The sequence below is a fragment of the Frankia tisae genome, assembly GCF_025403405.1.
GTDB lineage: Bacteria > Actinomycetota > Actinomycetes > Frankiales > Frankiaceae > Frankia > Frankia tisai.
In genome coordinates this window covers 1-1,838 of sequence record NZ_JANEZT010000645.1, presented here as the reverse complement: position 1 = coordinate 1,838, position 1,838 = coordinate 1, and the positions used below count along the sequence as shown (strand labels likewise).

Annotated in this window: 1 protein-coding gene; it reads left to right on the top strand. The window is 66.5% G+C overall.

Annotated elements, in window-relative coordinates; genetic code table 11:
- Positions 1-286 precede the first annotated feature (286 nt).
- Positions 287-556 (top strand): transposase, encoded by a 270-nt coding sequence (locus tag NBZ85_RS30805; RefSeq protein ID WP_261557363.1) that lies wholly within the window; start codon positions 287-289, stop codon positions 554-556.
- Positions 557-1,838 lie beyond the last annotated feature (1,282 nt).

Sequence of the window (1,838 nt, the reverse complement as noted above, 5' to 3'; positions counted from 1 at the left end):
CCACCGGTTACGAGACCATTCTCATCGATCGGCCACATCCCGGCGTCGCCCTGATCACCCTCAACCGGCCGAAGGCGCTTAACGCCCTCAACCTCCAGGTGATGGGGGAGGTCATCGCGGCCGCGGCTGGTCTACCGGGTCCGGGTGTGGCGTGGCCGCTCGGGTGAGCGCAGGGGGATCGGCTGGACCGACTGCCGGGATCTGCTGGCCGGCCGCGCACGCGCAGCTTCCCGGCGGCCGGCTGGTGCTGGTCTGGGACCGGGTGAACGCGCACCGGCAGGCGGAGATGGCCACCTTCCTGGACGCGCACGCCGGCTGGGTGAGTGCGGTGCTGCTACCGGCGTACGCATCTGAGCTGAACCCGGCAGAGGGAGTGTGGTCCTGGTTGAAACGCGCCATCCTGGCGAACCTGGTTGTTCGCACCATGGACGAGGTGTACCAGAGGGTCAGGCACGGGCTGAAACAGATGCAGTACCGATCCGTCTGCTCGTCGGATTCCTCGCCGAAACCGGCCTGGCCTGGGAAGGGTTGTGATCGACGTAACCTCACACATTAAAGATCAGTAGATCCATGCGCTGGCCCGTCGTGGTCGCCGTCGGACGTGGCCGCCTCATGTGGGTGGGGAGAGGGCGCGGCGGCAGGCCCACGCGACCGAACTCAGTGTTTCCACCTTTCGCAAGATCGAACAGGGTGGAGGCGCTCGAATCGAAACGCTTCACGCTCTGGTCCGCGCCCTCGATGTCGAGACATCATCGCTTTTCGGCTCCGCTTCCCCCGGCCCGGTGCCGGATAGGGAAGAGGGAGACAAACCGAATCTACTTCCGCTGCGTCAGGTACGGTCGGACCGGTACTGGTCCGACAACCTCAGCCGGCACCTCCTCGACGTCGCTGCCGCACACATCCCTTCGTGACCATCGCGATGCGGCGGACTTTCTCGTTCACCTGCGGCAGACCTCCCCCGAATGGCTCCGACACCAGCGGAAGGGCAAAGATATCCTGCTGGCGATCCTGCGGAGCCGCAAGCGCCCGTTGAGTCAGGAACTCCGCTCCCTCGCCGACTTCATGGACCTCGCCGGCTAGGAAGTGGGCGACTACCACGCTACACGGTAGTCCGAACAAACGATGGGCGGAAACTGCCAGATGAACCGACGCCGAATAGCGACACTCGGAGAGAGCGGAGACGGAGTGACCTCACTCATGGGCGCTGAATCGGCCAGAGCCACGAGCGACACAGAGCCGAACATGTGGGAGCCAAACGAGATTAAAACTTCGGCCGAGTCCGGGCGCCGCCGCCCGCTACCGGGAAAACACGGCTACGTTCGACGTCGACAGTCGATGGCCGGTTCGGCAGCGGGCGGGGACTGATCGACCTTGCCAGCCGCCTACACGACATGATTCCCGGCGCTGTGCGGGTGAGATGGTTCCACCCAGGCGGCAGCGTGGACACGGCACAATGCCACTTCCGCTCATGGGATCCCGAGAGTCGTCGGTGTGTCGGTTGCAGTGGTTCTGTGCGGGTAGCGGCATGATCGAACGCTGCGGCGGACACTCGGGTGGTGGCGGTCAGCCGGTTGACGGACTGGATCTCGCTGGGAGTCCTGACGCCGTTCGTCCAGCGTGACGCGCCGGAACCTCTGGTCCTGGGCGGACTGGTGCGCGGCAGCGGACACCGGCGCCGCGCGTGAGGCGCTGCTCGCCGCCGCGCGGGCTGGCACGCCGCTGGCCCGGTGAACTCCCCACCACGCGATCGCCGCCCTGGCCTGCCAGGCCGCGACCGCCGCCGGTATCACCCGGCCCACCAGGCTCAACACCCGCCGCGAACGCACCTACCCCCGAGC

Bases quoted from the DNA above. Each gene is read 5' to 3' on its own strand.
- NBZ85_RS30805 (WP_261557363.1), top strand. From the start codon at position 287: ATGGCCACCTTCCTGGACGCGCACGCCGGCTGGGTGAGTGCGGTGCTG.